At 38.9% G+C, this 18,003-nt stretch carries 17 protein-coding genes; 13 read left to right on the forward strand and 4 right to left on the reverse strand.

All coding sequences use genetic code 11. The annotated features are described in order from the left end of the window. Positions 1 to 219 precede the first annotated feature (219 nt). The 4 genes from OMU_RS19070 (at position 220) to OMU_RS19085 (ending at position 5,885) form a co-directional block, all read left to right on the forward strand. The gene (locus OMU_RS19070; protein WP_016181499.1) at positions 220 to 1,218 is read left to right on the forward strand and encodes a competence protein CoiA; all 999 of its coding nucleotides are present in this window, start codon (positions 220 to 222) and stop codon (positions 1,216 to 1,218) included. Positions 1,219 to 1,329: 111 nt separating this feature from the next. Then, positions 1,330 to 3,147, forward strand: coding sequence for an oligoendopeptidase F (pepF, locus tag OMU_RS19075; RefSeq protein ID WP_016181500.1), 1,818 nt, complete (start codon positions 1,330 to 1,332; stop codon positions 3,145 to 3,147). A 376-nt stretch (positions 3,148 to 3,523) separates the two neighbouring features. Next, positions 3,524 to 4,705: a class C sortase gene (locus OMU_RS19080; protein ID WP_016181501.1), complete on the forward strand. Its 1,182-nt coding sequence runs from the start codon at positions 3,524 to 3,526 to the stop codon at positions 4,703 to 4,705. 58 nt (positions 4,706 to 4,763) lie between these two features. Next, a complete protein-coding gene (locus tag OMU_RS19085) occupies positions 4,764 to 5,885 on the forward strand; it encodes a class C sortase (RefSeq protein ID WP_070503625.1) in 1,122 nt (373 codons plus the stop codon). A 32-nt stretch (positions 5,886 to 5,917) separates the two neighbouring features. On the opposite strand, the gene OMU_RS19090 is transcribed toward OMU_RS19085, so the two are convergent. Together OMU_RS19090 and OMU_RS19095 are read right to left on the reverse strand one after the other, a co-directional pair. After that, positions 5,918 to 6,565 (reverse strand): DsbA family protein, encoded by a 648-nt coding sequence (locus OMU_RS19090; RefSeq protein ID WP_016181503.1) that lies wholly within the window; start codon positions 6,563 to 6,565, stop codon positions 5,918 to 5,920. Positions 6,566 to 6,581: 16 nt separating this feature from the next. Then, the gene (locus OMU_RS19095; protein ID WP_016181504.1) at positions 6,582 to 7,169 is read right to left on the reverse strand and encodes a CYTH domain-containing protein; all 588 of its coding nucleotides are present in this window, start codon (positions 7,167 to 7,169) and stop codon (positions 6,582 to 6,584) included. Between the two features lie 204 nt (positions 7,170 to 7,373). On the opposite strand from OMU_RS19095, the gene yjbM reads away from it, so the two are divergent. The 5 genes from yjbM (at position 7,374) to OMU_RS19120 (ending at position 11,888) form a co-directional block, all read left to right on the forward strand. After that, positions 7,374 to 8,039: a GTP diphosphokinase gene (gene yjbM / locus OMU_RS19100; protein WP_016181505.1), complete on the forward strand. Its 666-nt coding sequence runs from the start codon at positions 7,374 to 7,376 to the stop codon at positions 8,037 to 8,039. Further along, complete coding sequence (locus tag OMU_RS19105; protein ID WP_016181506.1) at positions 8,011 to 8,814, forward strand: NAD kinase; 804 nt, start codon at positions 8,011 to 8,013, stop codon at positions 8,812 to 8,814. The genes yjbM and OMU_RS19105 overlap by 29 nt, the downstream gene beginning before the upstream one ends. Before the next feature lie 4 nt (positions 8,815 to 8,818). Next, the gene (locus OMU_RS19110; protein ID WP_016181507.1) at positions 8,819 to 9,712 is read left to right on the forward strand and encodes an RluA family pseudouridine synthase; all 894 of its coding nucleotides are present in this window, start codon (positions 8,819 to 8,821) and stop codon (positions 9,710 to 9,712) included. Between the two features lie 308 nt (positions 9,713 to 10,020). After that, positions 10,021 to 11,391 carry a magnesium transporter gene (gene mgtE / locus OMU_RS19115; protein ID WP_016181508.1) on the forward strand — a complete coding sequence of 457 codons (1,371 nt, stop codon included), beginning with the start codon at positions 10,021 to 10,023 and terminating at the stop codon, positions 11,389 to 11,391. Positions 11,392 to 11,432: 41 nt separating this feature from the next. After that, positions 11,433 to 11,888, forward strand: coding sequence for an NUDIX hydrolase (locus OMU_RS19120; protein WP_016181509.1), 456 nt, complete (start codon positions 11,433 to 11,435; stop codon positions 11,886 to 11,888). 12 nt (positions 11,889 to 11,900) lie between these two features. Here OMU_RS19120 and OMU_RS19125 read toward each other — a convergent pair whose 3' ends face one another. After that, positions 11,901 to 12,536 carry a copper homeostasis protein CutC gene (locus OMU_RS19125; RefSeq protein WP_016181510.1) on the reverse strand — a complete coding sequence of 212 codons (636 nt, stop codon included), beginning with the start codon at positions 12,534 to 12,536 and terminating at the stop codon, positions 11,901 to 11,903. Positions 12,537 to 12,664: 128 nt separating this feature from the next. Here OMU_RS19125 and OMU_RS19130 point away from each other — a divergent pair, with 128 nt between their 5' ends. The 4 genes from OMU_RS19130 (at position 12,665) to recD2 (ending at position 17,780) form a co-directional block, all read left to right on the forward strand. Then, complete coding sequence (locus OMU_RS19130) at positions 12,665 to 13,492, forward strand: methyltransferase domain-containing protein (protein WP_016181511.1); 828 nt, start codon at positions 12,665 to 12,667, stop codon at positions 13,490 to 13,492. A gap of 673 nt (positions 13,493 to 14,165) precedes the next feature. After that, positions 14,166 to 14,672: a tRNA (uridine(34)/cytosine(34)/5-carboxymethylaminomethyluridine(34)-2'-O)-methyltransferase TrmL gene (trmL, locus tag OMU_RS19135; protein ID WP_016181512.1), complete on the forward strand. Its 507-nt coding sequence runs from the start codon at positions 14,166 to 14,168 to the stop codon at positions 14,670 to 14,672. A 27-nt stretch (positions 14,673 to 14,699) separates the two neighbouring features. Beyond that, positions 14,700 to 15,356, forward strand: a complete 657-nt coding sequence (locus OMU_RS19140; protein ID WP_016181513.1) for a histidine phosphatase family protein — start codon at positions 14,700 to 14,702, stop codon at positions 15,354 to 15,356. A gap of 21 nt (positions 15,357 to 15,377) precedes the next feature. Then, positions 15,378 to 17,780, forward strand: coding sequence for an SF1B family DNA helicase RecD2 (gene recD2, locus OMU_RS19145; RefSeq protein WP_016181514.1), 2,403 nt, complete (start codon positions 15,378 to 15,380; stop codon positions 17,778 to 17,780). A 103-nt stretch (positions 17,781 to 17,883) separates the two neighbouring features. Here recD2 and OMU_RS23030 read toward each other — a convergent pair. Continuing rightward, the coding region (locus OMU_RS23030; RefSeq protein WP_016179795.1) for an ISL3 family transposase at positions 17,884 to 18,003 on the reverse strand (120 nt) is incomplete at its 5' end.

Here is an 18,003-nt window from a genome sequence, read left to right on the forward strand (position 1 = left end):
ACTAAATTTTACCAAAAGTGAGTCTCTTTTTGAGTTGAAACGAAGAAAAAAGTGTTAGTAGAAAATCGCCTTCGATTTTCCACCAACACAAAATATTATAGAACCTAATTAAATAGTTCAAGTACCACTGTTCATTCGAATGGTGGTATTTTTTTTAGCTTGCTGAAATTTGAAAATCTTTCTGTTTCTAATTGCGTATCTTTTTTTGAGGTGAGAAGAATGTTGTTTGCTTACACTAAGGAAAAAGAAATGATCAGTGCAGTTGAAAGCGATAATCAACAGCAGTTTTTTTGTCCAGACTGCGGTGAGGAATTAATTCGTAAAGCAGGAAAAATCAAGATTCCTCACTTTGCACATAGTCAGAATACAGAATGCTATGGGTTAAGTGAAGGGGAAACACCGGAGCATCTGCGATTGAAGCAGCTATTTTATACATGGGGGAATCGTTTCGAAGAAGCCTGGCAAATGGAGCAACCATTACCTGATTTACCGCAACGTCCCGATTTATTACATGAGCACTTAGCAGTAGAAATCCAGTGTTCCTCATTGAAAAGTGTTCGCTTGCAAGAACGGATTGATGGCTATGCTCAAAAAAGCTACCGAGACTGGTGGCTGCTTGGCAAACCGCTATGGCCCAAAGAAAAATTCACACATCTGCAAAAACAGTTTTGTTCCTTTGACAAAGACAAAGGACTGCATTTATGGCTGATTGAGGAGCAGGGGATTCGATTGCTTTACCACATTCATGAGATTGACGGCTTCGTGTATTGTGAAGAGCATTGGCCTGCTAATTCAAAACCCTTAAAAGAAATTTTTCATTCATCGGTCAACAAACGACCACCGCAGCTTGTTCCTACTATAGAAAGTGTGAATGAACAGAAAAAAATATTGAGCCTGAAATTGGTTCAAAGCAACCCGCGAATTCGAGGCCTACAACATTTTTTTTATCAGGAACGGAGACATCTTTTGTATTTGCCAGAATGGCTATATTTTCCTAGTCGCTATTTCTTTTTTTATCAAGAGGATCTTCTAGTATTTCGCTATTTATTCCAAAAAGAAGCGAAAAATGCTTCTTTGATTTTTGAGAAATTTTTGGATTATCGTCAGGAAAATCATAAAGACTGGGCATTTTATCGAATTGATCAGCGGGAGATATTAGAACGACTCTATCTTGAGGCGATCTTTTGTCAAAGAAAGGCTAAAGTTTCACCAGTCTAACTACTTTTAAAAATTACTTTTTTCTAAATTGTGGTACTATTGATGATGATAAATAGTTATTCTATCACTTTTCTAAGTGAAAAAGTATCTTAACCAGTTAGGAGTGTTTTTATGAGTGAAGCAAAACAATTGCCCAAACGCCAAGAAGTTCCTATTGAGCTGACTTGGGACTTAACGAAAATTTTTGCAGATGATGCTGCTTTTGAGGAGAAATTCCAAGCCTTATCAGAGGAGCTATCCGAAGTTGATAAGATTAAGGGAACTTTGGCTCAAGGTGCAACGGAATTTTTAACAGCGATTGAATATGTTTTAGATATTTATCGCAAGGCGGAGGTCATTTATGTATATGCACATCTAAAAAATGATGAAGATACTGCAAATACAACAAATCAAGCATTATATGCACGGGCTTCTAGCTTAATTGCACAGGTTAGTGAAGCAGTCAGCTGGTTTGAGCCAGAAATGCTGGAGCTATCAGACCAAGAAATTTGGGCCTTTTTTGAGAAGGAATCCAAATTAGAGCTGTATCGCCATTTTGTTGAGCAGATCATTTCTGAGAGGGCACACATTTTACCAGCTGAACAAGAGGCGCTGTTAGCTGGTGCTAGTGAGATTTTTGGTAGTTCTGCGGATACATTTTCTGTTATGAACAATGCGGATCTGAAATTCCCAGTTGTGAAAAATGACGAGGGTGAAGATGTTCAATTAACACATGGGGTTTATGGTCAATTATTAGAAAGTACGAACCGAAATGTTCGTGAACAAGCATTTAAATCCTTATATTCTGTTTATCATCAATTTCGTAACACCTTTGCTTCAACCTTGAGCACACATGTCAAAGGGCATAACTACAAGGCTAAGGTCCGTGGATACGGCTCTGCTCGTGAAGCGGCGTTAAGTGGAAATCATATTCCAGAAGATGTATATGAAACATTGACTTTGGTGGTTAATCAGTATTTGCCGCTATTGCATCGATATGTTGAATTACGGAAAGAGCTACTAGGATTAGATGAGCTGCATATGTATGATTTATATACACCGCTTTTAGCAGAAGCGCCAGTCAAGTTTAGTTACGAAGAAGCACAGGCTAAGGCACTTGAAGCCTTAAAGCCATTAGGTGAAGAATATCTAGAAGTTGTGAAGAAGGCTTTTGCTGAGCGCTGGATCGATGTGGTTGAAAATCAAGGTAAACGCAGTGGTGCGTATTCTTCTGGTGCTTATGATACGCAACCGTATATTCTTTTGAACTGGCATGATCGGCTAGATGAGCTTTATACATTAGTTCATGAGATGGGGCACAGTGTCCATAGTTATTTCACCCGTCATACGCAGCCTTATGTTTACGGCGATTACTCGATCTTTTTAGCAGAGATTGCTTCAACAACCAACGAAAATCTTTTAACTAGTTATCTATTAGAAACAGAAAAGGATCCAAAAATTCGTGCCTATATCATTAACCATTATTTAGATGGATTTAAGGGAACCATTTTCCGTCAAACACAATTTGCGGAGTTTGAACACTTTATTCATACTGAAGATGCGGCTGGCCATCCATTGACCAGCGAACATCTAAGCAAATTCTATGGTGAATTGAATATGAAATACTATGGACCAATCGTTGTTAACGACGAAGAAATCAAGGATGAATGGTCAAGAATCCCGCATTTCTACTATAATTATTATGTCTATCAGTATGCGACTGGCTTCTCGGCAGCGAGTGCTTTAGCAAAACGTATTGTTGAGGCTGAACCAGACGCGTTAGAGAAATATTTGACCTACTTAAAATCGGGTAGTAGTGATTATCCGATCGAGGTGATGAAAAAAGCCGGTGTTGATATGACCCAGCCAACCTATATCGAAGACGCGATGGAAATCTTTGCTCAAAGGTTGGATGAGTTGGAAGAGCTTGTTGAAGTGTTGAAAAATTAATTAATGATGAAGCAGGAGTGGAATGAAGCTCCTGCTTTTTTGACGTTTTATTTGAAGCCGAGAGTTACATAGCAAGATAGCCGACTTAAGAGACTCGCTAGTTATGAAGGAAATTTTGAACGATTGCTGCTTTTGGTTCATTGTTATCCGAAAATATATTTATTTTTATTAAAGATTGCTATTCTATAACTTTTTTATAAACACTAAATAATAGAAAATTAGGCTTGAAAAAAAGTGAATAGGACAAGGTTTCGTAATTGAATTCTTAATAAATAGACCGTTATATTCAAATATTTGAAAGAAATTATACAAATGGAATTTCTCTTTTGATAATTATTATGCGAGAATTAGCATAAGTAGAGGGGGTGGAGTTCTAATGAGTAAACCGAATAAAAGGGACAAGATTGATCTGCTTTTAAAGTTATCAATTGCGGTCATGTTTATAGTTGGTTTTCTAATTTTTATGTATCCCTTCGTCGTTGATTCGATCAATAATTATGTGGACCAACAACGGCTTGAAGAAGTTCAGGATAAAATGGAGGCACGTTCGGAGGCTGAAAAGAAAAAACGGCTGACGAAGCTTGAAAAAGAAAATAAAAAATTAAAGACGATCATTCCAGGAGCAGGAAGTTTTGAGGATCCTTTTGAATCTTCCTTAGAAGGAACCAAGAGTCCGAAAAAGGAATATTACGAAGAACATATGATTGGTGCAGTGTACATTCCCAAAATAAATGTGAGTCTGCCAGTTTATGATGAAACGAATGATTTTTTGCTAGATAAGGGAGCGACGGTTCTGCAAGGAACCTCCTTTCCAGTTGGAGGAAAGGGTACGCATTCGGTAATCACAGGGCATACTGGTTTGCCTGAAAAGAAGCTTTTTACTGACCTAGAGTTACTGAAAAAGAAGGACAAGTTTTTCTTACATATAGAAGGAAAAAAATTAGCTTATCAGGTTGATCGTATTAAAATCGTAAAACCTGATAAGTTTGATGCGCTTAAAATTGAATTGGATCGAGATTTGGTGACGTTGTTGACCTGTACCCCCTATGGAGTAAACAGTCATCGCTTACTAGTTACGGGACATCGAATTGCCTATCCGGTTGAGGCAGCGAAAAAAATCAAGGAAACTGAAAAATACCATCGTCGGCGTGTGTACTATTTGATTGCGGGTTGTGCCTTCTTCTCACTGCTTTTCGGATACTTTGTTTGGCGCAAAATTATCCTTTATCAATCGAAGAAACGCAATTACACTTTTGTCTTCTATCTATATGAGAATGGCGAGCCTTTGCCAGGAGTACGTGCATTGCTTACGCAAAAACGGGATGTTGTTCGCATAAATGGCAAGCTTATCCATACAATCAGTGACCGATTCGGGAAAATCGAATTCAAAAATATTCCAGGCGGTGTTTATCGTGTAGAAACGGAAAATGGATTGAGTGTAAAAGGGAAGATTTGGCGATTAAAAGATCGTAAGTTCAAAATTCTTAAACGTCGCGGATATAAGAACATCAAGCAGAAAATTAAACACTTTATTATTGAAAGTAAGAAGGTGAACTAACGTGAAGCAATCACCTAAGCCGAAAAGTGCCAGAAGGCAATTGATTAGCAAGATTTTTATGATTATAGTCTTTTTGGTCGGGGTACTTGTGATGATGTATCCATTTTATATCAACGCAGTCAATGACTTTATTGACCAAAAACGAATGGAAGAAGTTCAGCGGCAAAACAAAGAACAGAACAAGGAACAAGTGCGCAAGGCTAAAGAGCGGATGAAAAAACGCAATGAGGAGCTAAAGAAGAATGGTCTTGTACCTAAGGCTCCTAAATTTACAAATAGTAATGAACGGAAAATCGTTAGTGATGAATATATTCGTGAGCATTTGATTGGAGCCGTTAGTATTCCTGCGATTGAAATCACTTTGCCTTTGTTCGACACAACCAATGAAAAGCTGTTGCAAGAAGGGGCCACTGTTTTGCAGGGAACCTCATTTCCGACTGGTGGGATTAATACGCATTCAGTTATTTCTGCACATAGCGGATTGCCTGAGAAAAAACTATTTACTGATTTAGAAGACGTGAAGATAGGTGAGGTTTTCGTCATCACATTGTTCGAGGAAAAGCTGGCCTATGAAGTAGATAAAATCGATATCGTTGAACCAAAGGATACATCCGTGATTAATATTGAACCTGGACGCGATATCGTGACTTTATTGACTTGTACGCCCTATATGATCAATAGTCATCGATTGCTAGTAACGGGCCATCGAGTGCCCTATACAGAAAAAATGGCAAAAGCGATCGAAAAGGCAGATGACTCGCGAAAATTGAAACAAATACTGGTTTTGGTTGGCGTTGGACTCACCATTTTGATACTACTTATTGGCATGTATCGTGTGATCCATGCGTATCTTTTGAGAAAACGACGGTTCAATTTGAATCTTCTTCATACAGACGTGGCAGGAAATGTATTAGCTGGACGAGAATTTGCGATGTACACGAAGAATGGAAAACGACCAGTCCAAAGACAAGGTATTCCACTAGTCACAGTGACAGATGAAGCTGGACGAGCTCGTTTTGAAAATATTCCAGGCGGCGTTTACTGTATCAAGGATAACGAGGGTGTGGGCTTCAATGTTGGTATTAAAAAGCTGCGTCAGGAAAAGATTGATCTCTATCTAACCAAGCAGCAGAAGAACTACATTTTCACTAAAAATAATGCGGTTCAGATCAAAAAATAGGGTCATTGCCAAGCGGCAATGACCCTTTTCTATTAAATTAGCGATAAATGATTATCAATATCTGATTGTCTGATTGGTCTGTCTTTGCTTTGTGATTCTAAGAACGCGATTAATGATTCTTTCGTGCTATATGTATCTAAAATATGGTGGATCGTATCACAACCTTCGATTCTGATGCCCGCATCGCTATCGCTGCCGTAATTATAAATGACCGCCGAGGGATGACAGGTGATCTGCATTTCATGGGCAATTTGCTGATCGGTCAAAAAAGCTTCTTGGACAAAAGCCGAATGACGATCTTCTAGAAACATTTCTAAGTCACCGCCAACTTTAGTGAACAGTTGGATCGCCATTTTTTTAGAATAAGGTTGATTTTGTTCGCCTACTGCTTTTTGTAACTCAACTAAAAAGTCGCGTCCACGCTTTTTTCCTTGAAGGTGGGCAGCTTTGACGTCTAATGCAGCAGAGTGAATCTCTTGAGAAAGTTCGGTCCGCAATTGGATATCTTTTTCAGAGGCGCCGATACGTTGCATGAATTCCGAGACTGTTTTCAAATTCATAATAGGAATCATGCGTAATTGAATTTTCATATCATACTGATTGATCAAGTTGATAATCCGCCGTTCAATCGATAAACATCTTTTCCCAATTGGATTAACAAATAAATAAATCTCGATCACTAGATCCCCTCCATTTCTAAATTTTTTCTTGCTGCGCACTCACAGCTCGAGCAATTTTATTTTTTGTTTTGCGATAAGGGAGTTCGAACTTGTTAAGTAGTTGCTTAAAATCCCCCTCATTAAAATTGTAATCAGGCACTTCCAACTCTAATTCAAAATCGTGATAATCACTGTACCAACTTTCATCCAATGCTAGTTTTCCTTCAGGGATCGTGAACTCAGCTCGTTTTGTGATTAACTTCCCAATTAGGTGCAAGTCTGATAATGAAATATTGAATGTTCGTAGCTGCCCCAAAATCTCTGTTGCTTGTGGGGTGAACTGATCTTTATTGATGGCTTGTTCTACTTCATCCAGCGATAAACGGTCAGTAACTTCTAATAATCCGACTGTTTGCGGAATTTTCAAAGTGGCTTCAGCTGTATCGGAGAAGTATCGAATTCTTAATCCCATCCCTCGCTGTTTTAATTGAAAATCAGCAGTGTCGAAATAGAGATTCGTTTGAATTACGAATTGTTTATTCGTAACATTATAGTAGTGTAACAATTTTTCATAGCCATTTTGTGTTAACATACTCTTGAATTCGATTTCAATTTCTTTGCTCACTCTTATTTTACCTCTGATCCTAAAAAAATCCTATTATAAAACATCCTCACATAGAATAACCTAAATAGTCAAACGATTAGAACTAATTCCATGAAAATGTTAGTATTTTGTAATATTTGGCATAGGAGAAAAATGTGACAATTTTTTCTAATGAAGGTTTATGATAAGATAAGTAGGAATGGAAAATGAAGCGGGGGATTTGCGATGGAGAGAGATTGGGAAACATTTCTTGCGCCCTATGAATTAGCAGTAGCTGAATTAAAAATAAAATTACGCGGATTACGCAAACAATATCGCACGAGCGGAGATCATGTACCGATTGAATTTGTGACGGGACGTGTGAAGCCGGTAGAGAGTATTCTTAATAAGGCGGAGCTTCGAGGAATTCCGCTAGATCGTTTAGAAGAAGAGATGTCTGATATGGCAGGAATGCGTATCATGTGCCAGTTCGTAGAGGATATTCCTCTAGTGGTAGATATTTTGCGGCGTCGTAATGACATGAAGATTATTCAAGAGCGAGATTATATCACGAATCGGAAAGCTAGTGGGTATCGTTCCTATCATTTGGTCATTGAGTATCCGGTTCAGATGTTAGAAGGAGAGAAGAAGTTACTTGCTGAGATTCAAATCAGAACCTTATCAATGAACTTTTGGGCCACTATAGAACATTCAATGAATTACAAATACAAAGGTCAAATACCAGAAGATATTCAAAAACGATTGTTTCGTGCAGCCGAAGCAGCCTATCAATTAGATGAAGAAATGTCCAGTATTCGGGACGAGATTCAAGAAGCGCAGCATGTATTTAATCGTAAGGAACAGAAAAAGGAAGTGGGACAGCATGGGGTTAAGGATCGGAATCATCCATAATCAAGAAGAAAAATCGATTCGAGTGTTGCAGCGCCTGCGCGGGTTGTTGGCAGATAAGGATGATCTAGAGGTCGTGGATCGTGATCCGGAATTGGTGATTACGATTGGTGGGGATGGGACCCTTTTGTCGGCTTTTCATCGTTACAATCATCGACTAAACGAAGTCCGTTTTTTAGGAGTCCATACAGGGCATTTAGGGTTTTATACGGATTGGCGAGATTATGAGCTGCCTGAATTAGTTAATAGTTTAAGTTGCGAACAAGGTAAGAGTGTTAGTTATCCATTGTTGGATGTTCTTTTGACGACAACAGATGGGGAACAAAAACATTTTTTGGCATTAAATGAGTCAACCATTCGTAAGGGAAGCCGTACGATGGTAGCGGATGTTTATATAAAAGAAGAACTATTTGAGCGCTTTCGAGGCGACGGATTAGCAATCTCCACACCAACTGGTTCAACGGCCTATAATAAAAGTGTCGGTGGTGCAGTGGTTCATCCTAGTATCAATGCGATGCAGTTAGCAGAAATAGCTTCATTGAATAATCGTGTTTTCCGGACATTAGGCTCACCTAGTATCATTGGTTCCCATGAATGGATCGATGTCCGACTGAAAAGTAATGAGCAGCATCTAATCACAATTGATCAGTTGGATATCAATCGTAAAGGTATTACATCAATCAAGTATAAAATCGCCGAAGAACGCATTCATTTTGCTTCATATCGGCATATGCATTTTTGGCATCGAGTAAAGGATGCCTTTATTCGAGAGGATTAATTTTGTGGAATTTAAATGGATTTATCAAGAATCAACTGAATCACTTGTACGCACTTTCTTGAAACGTCAAGGAATCTCAAAAAAGTTATTAGCGAAAATTAAATTTCAGGGTGGAAAAATTTTAGTGAATGATACGGAACAAAACGTCTTGTTTTCTTTAAAAACCCATGATATTGTAACTGTTGTGATTCCGGACGAGGAAGCGCATGAAACGTTATTGGCAGATGATGTACCAATTGAAATTATTTTTGAAGATGAGCATTTGCTAGTTGTAAATAAACCAGCGGGAATTGCATCGATTCCAGCGCAGTATCATCCTCGAGGAACAATGGCTAACCGAGTCAAAGCTTATTATGTGGCTCAAGGATACGCTGACCAAGTAGTACATGTTGTTACCCGCTTAGATCGTGATACTTCCGGACTGATGCTTTTTGCCAAGCATGGATTTGCACATGCTAAGCTAGACCAAAGCCTGCAGCAAAAGAAATTTGTCAAAAAATATCAAGCATTGGTCTCAGGTGACGTATATGCTTTAGAAGAACATGGAAATATTTCCTTACCGATCGGTCGTGACTTATCTTCTTTATTGAGACGGCAGGTGATCGAAACAGGACAAAAAGCTGAAACGGAATACTGGCTGAAAAAAAGAAATCGGCACTGTGCATTAGTTGACGTTCAATTACATACAGGACGTACGCATCAAATTCGAGTACATTTTTCAGCGATTGGCTGTCCTTTGTTGGGTGATGAGCTATATGACGGTGCTCTGGATCAAGGAATCGATCGACAGGCTCTTCACTGCTATTCCTTAACGTTTCCTCATCCTTTCAAAAGAGAACAGCTTTCTTTTACGCTGCCATTAGCCGAAGATATGGCGACAATAGCCAAAACGATTTAAACAGAAGCAATTATTAAAACAAGATAGGTAATGCATGTGTGAAAAAAGTAAAAGTAGTAATATAGTACAAACATTTTAGTATCCGAAACGAGAATCGAACTATTTTTTTCATAGAAAAAAATAATTCATTAAAAACGAGGTAGGTTGCCAGTTCTGCTTTAAGCAGTAATTAACGTATGAGTAAAAAAACAAAAAGTAAAAGTAGTAATACAATAAAAGCAGTCTAGCAGAATGGTATCCGAAACGAGAATCGAACTATTTTTTTCATAGAAAAAAATAATTCATTAAAAACGAGGTAGGTGAGATTGATGGATGAAAACCAAGAAGAATTAGAAGTACATTTCCAACAATTACGGGAGGAGCTGGATCAGAATGATTTGCAGGCTTTTCGTGATCATTTTCTGGAAATGCATTTTTATGATCAAGGGCAATTTTATCAATCTCTAAGTGAAGAGGAACGTCAACTCGTTTATTCGTATCTATCACCCAAAGAATTAGCAGATATGTTTGATGTCATTGAAGAAGATGATGAGCATATGGATGAATACCTAAATGAGATGCGGCCCCAATATGCTGCTGATATGCTAGCTGAAATGTACACTGATAACGCAGTGGATTTACTGAATGAGCTAGATAAGAAAACAGTAGCGAAGTATCTAAGTCTAATGGATTCTGAGCATGCGAATGAGATTCGTGAACTGCTCCATTATGAAGATGACACAGCTGGATCATTGATGACGACTGAATTTGTCTCAATTGTCGCGAATCAAACGATGCGTTCAGCTATGTATGTTTTGAAAAAAGAAGCCCAAATCGCTGAGACAATCTATTATACTTATGTAGTGAATGATGATAATCAGCTGGTTGGGGTTATTTCGTTGCGTGATTTGATTGTAAATGAAGACGATACAATGGTTTCTGATGTTATGAGCGAGCGGGTGATTTCCGTTCATGTCGGCGATGACCAAGAAGATGTCGCTCAAACATTTCGTGACTATGACTTTCTTGCTTTGCCTGTAACAGACTATGATGATCATTTATTGGGAATTGTAACGGTTGATGATATTATTGACGTAATTGATGACGAGGCAGCCAGTGACTACTCTGGTTTGGCCGGGGTCAATGTCGAAGAGGTGGATGAAAATCCTGTTAAGGCAGCCTCTAGAAGGTTGCCATGGTTAATCACTTTGCTGTTTCTTGGAATGACGACGGCGACACTAATTAATCATTATGAAGCACTGGTTAGTAAAGCGAGTATTTTGGCGGTGTTCATTTCTCTGATTACTGGGACAGCGGGAAATGCTGGTACACAATCACTTGCGGTCGCAGTACGTCGCTTAGCGATATCTGATGATAACGAGAAGAATTTCGGGAAACTAGTCGTAGGCGAAATTTTGACAGGCTTAGTGACAGGCTTAGTAACTGGAGTGACAATCTTTATTATTGTTGGGATTTGGAAGCACAATTTTATCTTAGGTTTCGTAATCGGAGCTGCGATGATGGCCGCTATTACGGTTGCGACACTAGCCGGGAGTTGGATTCCAATGATAATGGAGAAATTAGGCTTTGATCCAGCCGTTGCCAGCGGTCCGTTTATTACCACTTTGAGTGATTTGACCAGTGTATTGATTTATTTTAATATAGCCAGTCTCTTTATGGAGCGATTTATTGGACATTGAATGATTAGTAAAAGACATATGCTGAAAGTAGTGAGAAAATTTTGAAAAAAGCTTATGCCATTGTTATCCGGAATGGATTGATTTTGTTAGTCCGGCGTCAAGGTGTGCCTGTTTGGGATTTGCCTGGAGGCGAACTTCTTTCCAATGAGAATGAACGAGAAGGAATTCAGCGCTTAATTAAAGAGCAGCTTTCTTTTGATAGTACAATTGATGATTTAATTGGAATTTATACAAAAGAGTATCATGATGAAGTGACATACGTTTATAAGGTAAAGGAAAAAGTTTCCCAAAGCAAAATGGAATCGCAAGATTATGTGGCCTTCAATTTTTTTGATCTTCAAAATTTGCCACTAAACATTTTTCCGGATCGACATCGCCAAATCAAAGATTATAAGACAGGACGTTATCCAGTACGCTTGAGTTTTAAGGGAAATCGTTGGTTTATTCGAATTGAAAAATTCATTAAGGAACGAAAGAAGAGAAGTGACTCAAAATGAGCCACTTCTCTTTTAAATTGATACGATTTTTGTCCCGTGAAGTTCATTTACTCCCAGCGTTTTAGCGATTCTTTCCGCATTTTCTGCGTTGATACCACCGCCAGGTAAAATAATAATGCGACCAGCCGCGTAATCAATCAATTCTTTTAGATGGGGCAGATTGTCTTCTATAGTAGACGTTAATGGTCCACCGTGAGTCAGTATGCGATCAATACCTAAGCGTGAGAACCAATCGATGGTCTTAAATTGTTCTTCTTTTGAAAGCTCATCAAACGCCATATGAAAAGTCGTTAATACCCCTTCGCTACTGCCTAGCAGCATCTCTAAAGCTTCCTCATCAACTTCATTATCTTCTGTAAGACAGCCGAAAACCACGCCATCAGTCCCAGCATTCTTTGCATGAATCAAATCGTTTTCCATGATTTTCAACTCAATATCATTATAGACAAAATTCCCGCCGCGAGGACGAATCATAGTCATGACAGGTACATGCTTTTCCCCAGCATAAGCTAAGACTTCTTCAATTACTCCCATACTTGGAGTTGTTCCGCCAGCTGCTAAGTTATCACATAGTTCAATACGTCCAGCGCCAGCTTGGATCGCTTTAGGAATATCGGTATAATTTTCAGCGCAAAATTCTTTAATCATGATTGTATCCTCCAAATCGAGCTAATTTTTTTTAAGGTGATACTTACGACGTATAGTTTAGCATATCTTGACGATAGTAGGAATAGATGAACTATGCTATGATAGGATAGCGAAAAGGAAGTGTAAAGATGCTTAAAAAAATTGATCGGGGCGCGCTGTTTTTAGCGAAGCAGCAGGCACTATTTCGCTGTCCAAAGTGTCACCAAGAAATGAATCAAATAGAAAAAAGCTTAATCTGCTTAAACGGGCATCGCTTTGATTTAGCTAAAAAGGGTACGCTTTATTTTTTAGATCACCAAATCAAAACAGAATATGACAACGAAATGTTTGAACCGCGAGGACGCATGATTCGATCGGGAATGTATCAACCTGTGATAGAAAAAATTGCGCATTTGATAAAACCGGGAAATCTTTTGGATGTGGGCTGTGGTGAGGGGAGTTTTTTGCAAGAAATCAATCAAGTAAATGCTAATCCAGTAAATATTGGTTTTGACATTGCTAAGGAAGGTGTTTATTTAGCAAGTAATCAAGCAATACATGCTTTTTGGTGTGTGGCTGATTTGACCAATTTGCCATTTGCAGATCAATCCTTTGATACGCTCTTAAATATTTTTTCTCCTTCACATTATAGTGAATTTAAGCGAGTGATGAAGCCGGAGGGTTGTGTAGTCAAAGTAATTCCTCAAGTTGGCTACCTAAAGGAACTTCGAGCGATTTACCATCCAGATGGGGAAGAGTATTCCAATGAGGCAGTTATTCAACGTTTCACAGAAGAACTTAAAATTGATCACCGTGAACGTGTGACTTATGAGTTTGAGATACCGCAAGAAAATCGGTTAGATCTTTTAGAAATGTCACCATTGGAATGGCAGGTTACACCTGAAATAAAGGCCAAGTTAGCAGATAATCCTTTGAAACGAATTACGATTGATATCGAAATATTAAAAGGATATTAGAGAATACGCTTTCATTCAAATTCCTGAAAATAGAAGGTTGCATTTGTGACTTCGTGATGTTATAGTACTAACAAGTTGTTTTTCATTGGTTTTTATCAGGTTCCTGTTCTGATAAAAGTTAGTGAAAAGTGCTTCACTAACGTAGCGACTCGCCGTGCTAGACACCGAGTTGGTACGTTTTTTTTGTCAGTTCTGCTTTTTGCAGCTTTGTTGAATTCGAAAAGGATACAAGGTGTGAATGTATTACCTTTTAACGAGCAGTTTAGCAGAATGATAGGCGTACGAACATCGCTTCATTTTTCCGGTCTTTGGAAAAATGATTTCTTTGCTTGTTATCTAGCTGCGAGTTCCACTTCGCGTCCTTAACGCGATTAGTGGAATCGCATGCGAAACGAAGATGGAAATATTTTTCGGCTTTTTGAAAAATACATCCTTACGAAATTGAGATAGCTGTCAGAAAATCGATTCATTTTCCGGTCTTTGGAAAAATGATTTCTTTGCTTGTGATTTAGCAACGAGTTCAGCTTTTCACAGTTACTCGAGACGTATAGATGAATTGTAATTTGAGGTTAGCAGCGAGCACTTTAATTCTAAACAATATAAATACTTCAAATAGAATATATAGCGAAAAATCATACTTGAAATAACTACTTATAAGATTGAGGAAACGAACATGACAAATCATATTGTATTATTTGAACCACAGATTCCTGCAAACACAGGAAACATTGCACGAACATGTGCAGCAACGAATTCACCACTGCATTTGATAGAACCACTAGGTTTTTCTACGGATGACAAACATTTAAAACGAGCTGGTTTAGATTACTGGAATGATGTTAATATTACTTACCATAAGAGCTTAGCAGCATTTCTAGAGCATCTTGAAGAACGCCCCCTTCATTTGATCACCAAATTCGCTAATGCGACTTATTCAGAGATTGATTACACTGATGACGCCGACCACTTTTTCATGTTTGGCAAGGAAACCACTGGATTACCAGAAGAATTTATGCGGAAAAACGAGGATAAGTGTTTACGCATTCCAATGAATGATGAGCATGTACGTTCTTTGAACCTTTCTAACACAGTTGCTTTAGTCGTCTATGAAGCGTTACGGCAACAAAATTTTCCAAATTTGGAATTGACGCATCATTATGAAAACGATAAGTTAGATTAGACAATAAGAACTCGGAAAGGGATTTTTATGAAACTTTATTTTACACGTCACGGGAAAACTCGTTGGAATCAAGAAAAACGTTTTCAAGGAATGATGGGCGATTCGCCGTTGTTACCAGAAAGTTTGGAAGCGATCAAAGCATTGGGCAAAGAGTTAAAGGATATACCGTTTGAAAAAATTTATACAAGTACATTGAAACGGGCTTATCTGACTGCTGAAGGAATTAACAAGCAATTGGCACAACCAACTGAAATTGTTCGTTCTGAAGATTTACGTGAGCTGGGTTTAGGCAGTTTGGAAGGTCAATTAATTCCTGTTATTGAAGAACGCTATCCTAAAGATATGGTGAATTTACGTCATCATTTGGAGCTTTACGATCCAACTCCTTTTGATGGAGAGAAAATTGAAGATATGTTGAAACGCATCAATGATTTAGTGGAAAAAGCAGTTGCTGAATCCAAGGAAGGTCCATTGCTTTTTGTCGGTCACGGGGCCGCATTAACCGCAGCAATCCAAGCACTGACAGGAAAACCAATGAGCGAACTACGAGAGATGGGCGGCTTATTTAACAACAGCCTGACGATTTTAGAAGCGGAAAATGCTAAACCGCCTTATCAAATGATCCAATGGAATGATGTTAGTTTTTTAGAAGGTACAGGCTCGAAACCAGATTCGTTGCTATAGAAGGTAGAAAGGAGGCGCAAAATGTCGGAAGAACAGCTCTATATTGTAGGAACGTTAAAGGCGATCTTTTTTCAAAATCCTAGTAATTTTTATAAGGTTCTATTGATTAAAGTGAGTGAGACCAACAGTGATTATCTTGAACAGGAAATTGTTGTTACAGGAAGTTTTGGCGATATGCAGGAAGATGAAGACTATCGCTTTTTCGGACATTTTGTTGATCATCCTCGATATGGAAAGCAATTTCTAGTTGAAAGCTACGAGCAGGCCCATCCAACTTCTGCCAATGGACTAATTAATTATCTTTCTAGTGAGAAATTTCCAGGAATCGGTAAGAAGACCGCGGAGAAAATCATCGAAGTTTTAGGTGAAGAAGCCATTGATCAAATTATGGAAAATCCTGCCGTTTTGGCAAAAGTTCCGAATTTGAACGTGAAGAAACAAAAAGTCATCGTGGAGACAATTCGGCAGAATCATGGCATGGAGCAGATAATTGTTGGGTTAAGTCGTTATGGTTTCGGCAGCCAGCTCTCGTTTGCGATTTTCCAAACCTACCGAAATGAGGCTTTAGAAATCATTGCCGAAAATCCCTATCAATTGGTAGAGGATATTGAGGGAATTGGTTTTAAAAAAGCGGATAGTTTAGCTGAACAATTGGGCATCGCGGCAGATAGTCCACAACGAATTCGTGCCGCGATTTTTCATCAAGTCAATGAGGATGCGAATCAAAGTGGTGATACATATGTTGAAGCCCAACAGCTATTGTCAGAAGTTTTGCAGTTGTTGGAGACTGCACGACCAGTAGAAATTTCTCCGGATCAAATTGCCAATATGATCATCCAGTTAGTTGAAGAGGAAAAAATTCAACAAGAGGCAACAAAAATCTATGAGAATACGTTATTTTATAGTGAATGGGGAATAGCCTCTTCGATCGAACGCTTATTGGCACATAAAAAAGAAATCAATTATCCCCAGAAAGTCATCGATAAAAAGCTGCGTATTATTGAAAAGCAATTGAAGATCACTTATGGCGATTCGCAAGATCAAGCGATCAAAGAAGCGATTCGTTCGCCATTGTTCATTCTGACGGGTGGTCCCGGAACAGGGAAAACGACAGTGATTAATGGCATTGTAAAATTGTTCGCGGAATTGAATGATCTGTCTTTAGATCCGAAAGATTACACACAAGCAGTTTTTCCGATTCTGTTGGCGGCACCGACTGGCCGTGCTGCAAAACGGATGAATGAGACGACCGGATTACCGGCAAGTACGATCCATCGCTTGTTAGGATTGAACGCCAATGATGAAACACCGGATATTGAGGCGAAAGAACTAGATGGCGGATTGTTGATTGTCGATGAGATGTCGATGGTGGATACTTGGTTGGCGAATACCCTGTTAAAGGCAATTCCTAATAATATGCAGGTGATTTTTGTAGGAGATAAGGATCAGCTGCCCTCCGTTGGGCCGGGTCAGGTTTTTCATGATTTGTTACAGATTGAAGACATTCCAAAGATGGAGCTGACGGATATTTACCGTCAAGGCGATGGTTCATCGATCATTCCGTTAGCACATGAGATCAAAGATGGAAAACTGCCGCAAGACTTTCGGAAAAATCAACAGGATCGTTCCTTTATTGCTTGTCATGCCTTTCAGATGGAGGAAGTTATCAAGCAGGTCGTGGAACGGGCGAAGAAAAAGGGCTTTACTGCACAAGATGTGCAGGTCCTAGCTCCAATGTATCGCGGACCTGCTGGAATCGATGCGATCAATAAGATGATGCAGGAAATTTTTAATCCTAATGACGGCCGAAAAAAAGAAGTCCAATGGAATGATGTCGTTTATCGGATTGGTGATAAAGTTTTGCAACTGGTCAATAATCCAGAATTGAATGTATTTAATGGCGATATGGGGATTATAGTTGGGATCATTCCGGCAAAAGAATCGGAAGATAAAGTGGATGAACTGGTGATCCAGTTTGATAGTAATGAGGTCAGCTATAAACGTTCTGAATGGAATAAAATCAAGCTTTCATATTGTTGTTCGATCCACAAATCACAGGGGAGCGAATTCAAAATGGTACTCTTGCCGATGGTGAAGCAATATTCACGAATGTTGCAGAGGAACCTTTTATATACCGCGGTAACCCGAAGTAAGGATTTATTGATTCTATTAGGAGAGGAAGAAGCCTTCCAAGCCTGTGTCGTAAGAGAATCAGCGGTGCGAAAAACTACCTTGATTGAACGAATCATGAAGGGGACCGAGATTGCACCGACAAAACCAAAAGCAGAACCATTTAAAGCAGTAGAAGAAAAGCAAAAGTTAGCAGCAGACGAGCCGACAATTTTGACGCCAAAATTGATTGCCGCTCAAACGATTGATCCGATGATTGGAATGGCAGATGTTACGCCTGCGATGTTTATGTAAAAAGGACTGAAAAATAAGGCTCTTCGTCAAATCGTGTTGGTGAAGACAAATTTGAATAAAACTTAGTCCGATATGCGGCGCGTTCTGTGCGCCGCATATTTTTTTAGTTTTCAAAGATCAGACCTTGTTGTAAATAGATCCGTGCCCGAAAGTTATAAAAGTTGCGATAACCAAACGCAATTCGTTTAATCAGCTTGATCTTGTTATTCAGCCCCTCCGTGAC

Source organism: Enterococcus avium ATCC 14025, assembly GCF_000406965.1.
In the GTDB taxonomy this organism is placed as follows: Bacteria; Bacillota; Bacilli; order Lactobacillales; family Enterococcaceae; genus Enterococcus_A; species Enterococcus_A avium.

Bases quoted from the DNA above. Each gene is read 5' to 3' on its own strand.
- trmL (WP_016181512.1), top strand. From the start codon at position 14,166: ATGACAAATCATATTGTATTATTTGAACCACAGATTCCTGCAAACACA.
- pepF (WP_016181500.1), top strand. From the start codon at position 1,330: ATGAGTGAAGCAAAACAATTGCCCAAACGCCAAGAAGTTCCTATTGAG.
- OMU_RS19140 (WP_016181513.1), top strand. From the start codon at position 14,700: ATGAAACTTTATTTTACACGTCACGGGAAAACTCGTTGGAATCAAGAA.
- recD2 (WP_016181514.1), top strand. From the start codon at position 15,378: ATGTCGGAAGAACAGCTCTATATTGTAGGAACGTTAAAGGCGATCTTT.
- OMU_RS19080 (WP_016181501.1), top strand. From the start codon at position 3,524: ATGAGTAAACCGAATAAAAGGGACAAGATTGATCTGCTTTTAAAGTTA.
- yjbM (WP_016181505.1), top strand. From the start codon at position 7,374: ATGGAGAGAGATTGGGAAACATTTCTTGCGCCCTATGAATTAGCAGTA.
- OMU_RS19125 (WP_016181510.1), bottom strand. From the start codon at position 12,536: ATGATTAAAGAATTTTGCGCTGAAAATTATACCGATATTCCTAAAGCG.
- OMU_RS19130 (WP_016181511.1), top strand. From the start codon at position 12,665: ATGCTTAAAAAAATTGATCGGGGCGCGCTGTTTTTAGCGAAGCAGCAG.
- OMU_RS19070 (WP_016181499.1), top strand. From the start codon at position 220: ATGTTGTTTGCTTACACTAAGGAAAAAGAAATGATCAGTGCAGTTGAA.
- OMU_RS19085 (WP_070503625.1), top strand. From the start codon at position 4,764: ATGATTATAGTCTTTTTGGTCGGGGTACTTGTGATGATGTATCCATTT.
- OMU_RS19105 (WP_016181506.1), top strand. From the start codon at position 8,011: ATGGGGTTAAGGATCGGAATCATCCATAATCAAGAAGAAAAATCGATT.
- mgtE (WP_016181508.1), top strand. From the start codon at position 10,021: ATGGATGAAAACCAAGAAGAATTAGAAGTACATTTCCAACAATTACGG.